Below are 6,636 nucleotides of genomic sequence, written 5' to 3' on the forward strand. Positions count from 1 at the left end.
AACTGCGCGACAAGCCACAGACAACCGGCACCCGGAAACCCAGCAGCAACCCACCCGAAATCAACAATCTGTTCAAGGAGCCTACGGTCTCAGACATGCCCCAAACCGCTCCCGTACACCCCGTGGACGAAGTCCCCCCGGTCAGACAACTCGCCGCCTTCGGCCTGCAACACGTCCTCGCGATGTACGCCGGCGCCGTGGCCGTCCCCCTCATCGTCGGCAGCGCGATGAAACTGTCGCCCGCCGACCTGGCGTACCTGATCACCGCCGACCTCCTGGTCTGCGGCATCGCCACCCTCATCCAGTGCATCGGCATCTGGCGCTTCGGCGTACGTCTGCCGATCATGCAGGGCTGCACCTTCGCCGCCGTCTCCCCCATGGTGCTGATCGGCACGACGGGCGGCGGACTCCCCGCGATCTACGGCTCGGTGATCGTCGCGGGGCTGGCGATCATGCTGCTCGCACCGGTCTTCGGCAGACTCCTCCGCTTCTTCCCGCCACTCGTCACCGGCACGGTGATCCTGATCATCGGCATCTCGCTGCTGCCCGTCGCGGGCAACTGGGTTGCCGGAGGCGTCGGTTCACCGGACTTCGGCGCGCCGAAGAACATCGCGCTGGCCGCGTTCGTACTGCTGGTGGTGCTGGGCGTGCAGCGCTTCGCGCCCGCCTTCCTGAGCCGGATCGCGGTGCTGATCGGCATCGTGGTGGGGCTCGCGGTGGCCGTCCCCTTCGGGTTCACGGACTTCAGCGGGGTGGGCGACGCCGACTGGGTCGGCATCAGCACGCCGTTCCACTTCGGCGCGCCCACCTTCGAGTTCTCGGCGATCGTGTCGATGCTGGTCGTCGCGCTGGTGACGATGACCGAGACGACCGGCGATCTGATCGCGGTCGGCGAGATGACCGACCGCAGGGTCGAGCCGCGCTCCCTGTCCGACGGTCTGCGCGCCGACGGCCTGTCGACCGTCCTCGGCGGTGTCTTCAACACCTTCCCCTACACGGCGTACGCCCAGAACGTCGGCCTGGTCGGCATGACCCGGGTGCGCAGCCGCTGGGTCGTCGCCACGGCGGGCGGCATCCTCGTACTCCTCGGCCTGCTCCCCAAGTTGGGCGCGGTGGTCGCGGCGATACCCGCGCCGGTGCTGGGCGGCGCGGGTCTGGTGATGTTCGGGACGGTGGCGGCGAGCGGCCTCAGGACGCTCACCCAGGTGGACTTCAAGGGCAACAACAACCTGACCGTGGTGGCTGTTTCAGTGGCGATGGGTGTGCTGCCGGTCGGCGTGCCGACGATCTACGAGAAGTTCCCCGACTGGTTCCAGACGGTGATGAACAGCGGGATCAGCGCGGGCTGTCTCACCGCGATCGTGCTGAACCTGCTCTTCAACCACCTTCCGGCGAAGGCCGGTTCAGTCGCTCCCGAGCCGGACGGCCTGGCGGGCGGCGGCGTCGAGGAGGGCGTCCAGAAGCCCCGGGAAGAGACCGTCTAGGTCACCGCGGCGCAGGCCGTTCATCTTGGCCGTGCCCCGGTAGGTCTGCTGGATCAGCCCGGCCTCGCGCAGCACCCGGAAGTGGTGGGTGGTCGTGGACTTGGTGACGGGCAGGTCGAAGTGCGAACAGGAGAGCTCGTCGCCGGCGGCGGCGAGCTCTCGCGCGATCCGCAGCCGCATCGGGTCGGAGAGCGCGTGCAGGATGCCCTCCAGACGGATCTCCTCGCGCGCCGGGTGCGGGAGGTCGCGGCTGCTGACGGCGGGAGTGGTCACGGCGGCTCACTTCTTCCGGTCATCGGGGGATTCCGTCGGGCGGAACCCTTCCGGGGTCCCTCCAGAGGATCCATAGTACGAGACCTCTCGTAGTTTGACACTCGACGTACTACGATGCCTATCGTACGAGTCGACCACCGGTCCCGTGACGAATGGAGCCCGCCGTGAGTGCACTCTTCGAGCCCTACACCCTGCGTGACGTGACGATCCCGAACCGGGTGTGGATGCCGCCGATGTGCCAGTACTCGGCCGCCGCGGCGGGCCCCGACACCGGCGCACCCAACGACTGGCACTTCGCCCACTACGCGGCTCGGGCGGCCGGCGGCGCGGGCCTGATCATCGTCGAGGCGACCGGTGTCAGCCCCGAGGGCCGCATCTCCCCCCACGACCTCGGCATCTGGAACGACACCCAGGTCGAGGCCTTCCACCGGATCACCCGCTTCCTGGTCTCCCAGGGCACGGTCCCCGGCATCCAGCTGGCGCACGCGGGCCGCAAGGCCTCCACCGACCAGCCCTGGAAGGGCGGCGCGCCGCTCGCCCCGGAGGCCGGCGGTTGGCAGCCGCTGGGCCCGAGCCCGGTCGCCTACAACGAGGCGCACCCGGTACCGACCGAACTGACGACCGCTCAGATCACCGAGATCGTCGGCCAGTTCGCGGACGCGGCCCGCCGTGCGCTCGCCGCCGGATTCGAAGTCGCCGAGATCCATGGGGCGCACGGCTATCTGATCGGCAACTTCCTCTCCCCGCACAGCAATCACCGCACCGACGAGTACGGCGGCTCGTACGAGAACCGCACCCGGTTCGCACTGGAGGTCGTGGACGCCGTACGCGAGGTGTGGCCCGAGGAGAAGCCCCTCTTCTTCCGTGTCTCGGCGACCGACTGGCTGGAGGAGGGCGGCTGGACGCCGGACGACACGGTCCGCTTCGCGCACGACCTCAAGGCGCACGGCATCGACCTCCTGGACGTCTCCTCCGGCGGCAACGCCTCCGGCGTCCGCATCCCGGTCGGCCCCGGCTACCAGGTCCCCTTCGCGGCCCGCGTCAAGGCGGAGACCGCTCTCCCGGTCGCCGCCGTCGGTCTCATCACCGACACCGAGCAGGCCGAGAAGATCCTCTCCAACGGCGAGGCGGACGCGGTCCTCCTCGGCCGCGAACTCCTCCGCAACCCGTCCTGGGCCCGGCACGCGGCACGGGAACTGGGCGGAGAGGTACACGTGCCGGAGCAGTACCACCGGTCGGTCTGAGCCCTGCCGGTGACGACGGTGGGCCGAGGACGCGCCCTCGACCCACCGCGCGCGCAGGTCAACCCGCTGTGCAGGCCGTCCCGTTGAGCGAGTAGGAACCCGGTGCCGCACTGTTCCCCGTGTGGTTCGCCTGGTACCCGATGCTGACGCTCGCGTTCGGGGCGAGCGTCGCGTTGTACGTCGCGTTCGTCGCCGTCACCGTGCCGGAGGCTGGGGCGTACGTGGCGTTCCAGCCGTTGGTGATGGTCTGGCCGGTGGGGAGGGTGAAGGCGAGTTGCCAGCCGTTGATCGCCGTGGTGCCGGTGTTGGTGATCGTCAAGGACGCCGTCAGGCCCGTGCTCCAGGCGTTTGTCGTGGCCGTCACCTTGCAGGCGCCCGGCTGGGGTTGGGGCGCCGGGCCGGAGGTGTCGAGGCCGAAGAAGGTGAGGGCGCGGGAGGCCATGCCCCAGCTGTAGAGGTTGTGGCCGACGCCCTGGAGGCTGATCGCCTCGACGGGGGCGCGGTCACCGGTGGCGCCGTAGCGGGTGCGGGTCCAGCCGGAGACGGGTGAGTCCGTGGCCGCCGGGGTCTGGCTGACACCGAGGACGTTGGTCCACTGCTTGATCTCCTCCCCGAAGTTGGGGTAGCGCAGCACGTCGTCCTCGGTGCCGTGCCACACCTGCATCCGGGGGCGGGCGCCGGTGTAGCCGGGGTAGGCGGCGCGGACCAGGTCGCCCCACTCCTGCGGGGTGTGGGTGATCGTGCCGCCGGAGCAGGCGCTGTTCCACTCGGAGCCGTCCGTGGTGGCGAAGCAGCCGAAGGGGACGCCCGAGAAGGCCGCGCCCGCCGCGAAGACGTCCGGATAGTCGCCCAGCAGGACGTTCGTCATCATCGCGCCGCTGGAGATACCGGTGACGAAGATCTTGCTCGTGTCCGCGGAGTACGTGGAGACCGTCCAGTCGACCATCGACTTGATGCCGACCGGGTCGCTGCCGCCGCCCCGCTTGAGGGCCTGCGGCGAGGAGACGTCGAAGCACTTGCTGGCCCGGGTGACGGACGGGTACACGACCACGAAGCCGTAGGTGTCGGCCAGTTGGGCCCACTCGGTGCCGTTGTACATGGCCGGTCCGGAGCCGGTGCAGTAGTGCACGGCCACCACGATCGCGGGATGCGCGGTGACGTTGTCCGGTACGTAGACGTACATCTGGAGGTTGCTCGGGTTCGTGCCGAAGCCCGTGACCTCGGTGAGGGTCGCGGTGGGCACCGCCTCGGTACGGGCCGCCGCCGTGGGCGCGGTCAGGAGCGCCGCCGCGAGTAACGACAGCACGGCCAGCAGTGCCGAACTCAGTCGTCCGCGCGCGGAGTTGTGGGGGGTGATGGACACGTCCTTGCCCCTTTCGGTCGGCAGGAAGATGGGTCCGGTGCGACAGGGGGCAGCGCCGGCGACGGCCGCCCCCGCCGAGCATCGTGGCATGCACATGGCCACCGTGGAAGCGCTCCCACACGTCGAAAGAATTCGCGGAGGCCCACGACCAGGGGTGGCCGAATGTCTCTTGCGCAAAGCGTTGACCAGAAAGCGCTTACCCTCTACGTTCCGTTCAGCGATGTGACCGACCTAGTAAACAGAGGTCGCCACTTCCGCTGAACCACTCATGCGGCGTTCATAGTCACGAACAAAGTTCAAGTACATGCACATGTCGGCACCCTGGAAGGGACGCACCCGCATGCGTACTCGCCCCCCACGTACACACGCGCAAAGATCCGCTCTGGCCGCCGGTGCGGCCGCGCTCGCGACGGCGGCCGCCCTGGCCGTCCCGCAGCCGGCCGGGGCCGCCGAGACCTCCCCCATCGGTTTCGGCGCCGGAACCACCGGCGGTGGGAGCGCTTCCGCGGTCACCGTCTCGACCCTGGCGGCCTTCAAGACGGCCGTCACCGGCAGCACGGCGAAGGTCGTCAAGGTGAACGGCCTGATCTCGCTGAGCGGTTCGGTCGACATCGGCTCCAACACCACGGTGCTGGGCGTCGGTTCGTCCTCCGGATTCACCGGTGGCGGCCTGCGGCTGAAGAAGGTCACTAACGTCGTCGTGCGCAACCTCAACATCAGCAAGCCGCTCGCGCCCGCCGACGGCATCGAGGTGCAGGCCTCGACGAAGGTGTGGATCGACCACAACTCCTTCTCGGCGGACCGCGATCACGACAAGGACTACTACGACGGTCTGCTGGACATCAACCACGCCTCGGACAACGTCACGGTGTCCTGGAACACCTTCAAGAACCACTACAAGGGCTCGCTCGTCGGCCACAGCGACAACAACGCGAGCGAGGACACCGGGCACCTGAAGGTGACGTACCACCACAACTGGTTCGACAACGTCTACTCGCGGATCCCCAGTCTGCGCTTCGGCACCGGGCACTTCTACGACAACTACGTCGTCGGCGCCGAGACCGCCGTGCACTCCCGCATGGGCGCCCAGATGCTCGTGGAGAACAACGTCTTCCGCGACACCGGGGTCGCTGTCACCACGAACCGGAGCAGTGACGTGGACGGGTACGCCAACCTGCGCGGCAACGACCTCGGCGGAGCCGCCACCGAGGTCTCGCAGACCGGCACCTTCACCACCGCTCCGTACGGCTACACCGCCGAGCCCGCCTCCTCCGTCGTCGCCTCGGTGACCGGCGGCGCGGGCGCCGGAAAGATCTGAACACCCCCCACCCCACCCCCCAACAGGAAGAAGGAATCGGGACATGACTTCTTCGGTACGCCGCCGAAGCGCACGCACGCGTGCGTGGACCGGCGCCACGGCCGCACTCGGCCTCTCGGTTGGCATGATCATGACACTCAATGCCCCGCCGGCGAGCGCCGCCACCTGGCCGACCGCGACCGGCAGCCAGGCGGTCTCCTCCACCATCTCGCTGTCCGGCACCAAGGACTACGGGATGATCCGCCTGTACGGCACCGGCGACCTGGGCAGCGGCAGCCAGGACGAGGACCAGGGGCCGATCCTCGACCTGGCCGCCGGAACCGTCCTGAAGAACGTCATCATCGGCGCCCCCGCGGCCGACGGCATCCACTGCGCGGGCAGCTGCACGCTCCAGAACGTGTGGTGGGAGGACGTCGGCGAGGACGCGGCGACCTTCCGCGGCTCCTCCTCGTCGAACGTGTACACCGTCTCCGGTGGTGGCGCGAAGTCGGCGAGCGACAAGGTGTTCCAGTTCAACGGCGCCGGCACGCTCAACATCAGTAACTTCGCCGTCCAGAACTTCGGCACCTTCGTACGGTCCTGCGGCAACTGCTCGACGCAGTACAAGCGGACGATCAACCTCAACACCATCGAGGCGACCTACTCGGGCAACAAGCTCGTCGGCATCAACACCAACTACGGCGACAGCGCGACCCTGAAGAAGATCACGATCGTCGGCGACTCCAGCAAGAAGATCGTCCCGTGCCAGAAGTACATCGGGAACAACACCGGCAAGGAGCCGACCACCAATGGTTCCGGCCCGGACAGCACGTACTGCAAGTACGCGACGTCCGACATCACCTACAAGTAGGCCCGCTCGGTAGGTGAGAGGCGGCCGTACGAAGCGTCCCCGCACGGCATCTTGACCGTCTTGCCGGCCGGGGCCTTGCTGCCCAGGTCGGTGGCGGCCAGGAA

The 6,636-nt window shown here is 68.5% G+C and carries 6 protein-coding genes; 4 read left to right on the forward strand and 2 right to left on the reverse strand.

What is annotated here, in order from left to right; genetic code table 11:
- Positions 1-95 precede the first annotated feature (95 nt).
- Entirely contained in the window at positions 96-1,484 is a 1,389-nt protein-coding gene (locus ABZ896_RS37005) for a nucleobase:cation symporter-2 family protein (RefSeq protein WP_360939010.1), read from the forward strand.
- Here ABZ896_RS37005 and ABZ896_RS37010 read toward each other — a convergent pair.
- Positions 1,404-1,757 (reverse strand): helix-turn-helix domain-containing protein, encoded by a 354-nt coding sequence (locus ABZ896_RS37010; RefSeq protein ID WP_360939012.1) that lies wholly within the window; start codon positions 1,755-1,757, stop codon positions 1,404-1,406. The two genes, ABZ896_RS37005 and ABZ896_RS37010, sit on opposite strands and share 81 nt — an antisense overlap.
- Before the next feature lie 164 nt (positions 1,758-1,921).
- On the opposite strand from ABZ896_RS37010, the gene ABZ896_RS37015 reads away from it, so the two are divergent.
- The gene (locus ABZ896_RS37015) at positions 1,922-3,001 is read left to right on the forward strand and encodes an NADH:flavin oxidoreductase/NADH oxidase (protein WP_360939014.1); all 1,080 of its coding nucleotides are present in this window, start codon (positions 1,922-1,924) and stop codon (positions 2,999-3,001) included.
- Between the two features lie 58 nt (positions 3,002-3,059).
- Here ABZ896_RS37015 and ABZ896_RS37020 read toward each other — a convergent pair whose 3' ends face one another.
- Positions 3,060-4,364, reverse strand: a complete 1,305-nt coding sequence (locus ABZ896_RS37020; RefSeq protein WP_360939016.1) for a PHB depolymerase family esterase — start codon at positions 4,362-4,364, stop codon at positions 3,060-3,062.
- 340 nt (positions 4,365-4,704) lie between these two features.
- Between ABZ896_RS37020 and ABZ896_RS37025 the strand changes: the two genes are divergently transcribed.
- Together ABZ896_RS37025 and ABZ896_RS37030 are read left to right on the forward strand one after the other, a co-directional pair.
- Complete coding sequence (locus ABZ896_RS37025) at positions 4,705-5,682, forward strand: polysaccharide lyase family 1 protein (RefSeq protein ID WP_360939018.1); 978 nt, start codon at positions 4,705-4,707, stop codon at positions 5,680-5,682.
- Positions 5,683-5,725: 43 nt separating this feature from the next.
- The gene (locus ABZ896_RS37030) at positions 5,726-6,532 is read left to right on the forward strand and encodes a pectate lyase (RefSeq protein WP_360939020.1); all 807 of its coding nucleotides are present in this window, start codon (positions 5,726-5,728) and stop codon (positions 6,530-6,532) included.
- Positions 6,533-6,636: the final 104 nt, after the last annotated feature.

The sequence above is a fragment of the Streptomyces sp. NPDC047072 genome, from assembly GCF_040643855.1.
Classification (GTDB): Bacteria; Actinomycetota; Actinomycetes; order Streptomycetales; family Streptomycetaceae; genus Streptomyces.

Bases quoted from the DNA above. Each gene is read 5' to 3' on its own strand.
- ABZ896_RS37025 (WP_360939018.1), top strand. From the start codon at position 4,705: ATGCGTACTCGCCCCCCACGTACACACGCGCAAAGATCCGCTCTGGCC.
- ABZ896_RS37005 (WP_360939010.1), top strand. From the start codon at position 96: ATGCCCCAAACCGCTCCCGTACACCCCGTGGACGAAGTCCCCCCGGTC.
- ABZ896_RS37030 (WP_360939020.1), top strand. From the start codon at position 5,726: ATGACTTCTTCGGTACGCCGCCGAAGCGCACGCACGCGTGCGTGGACC.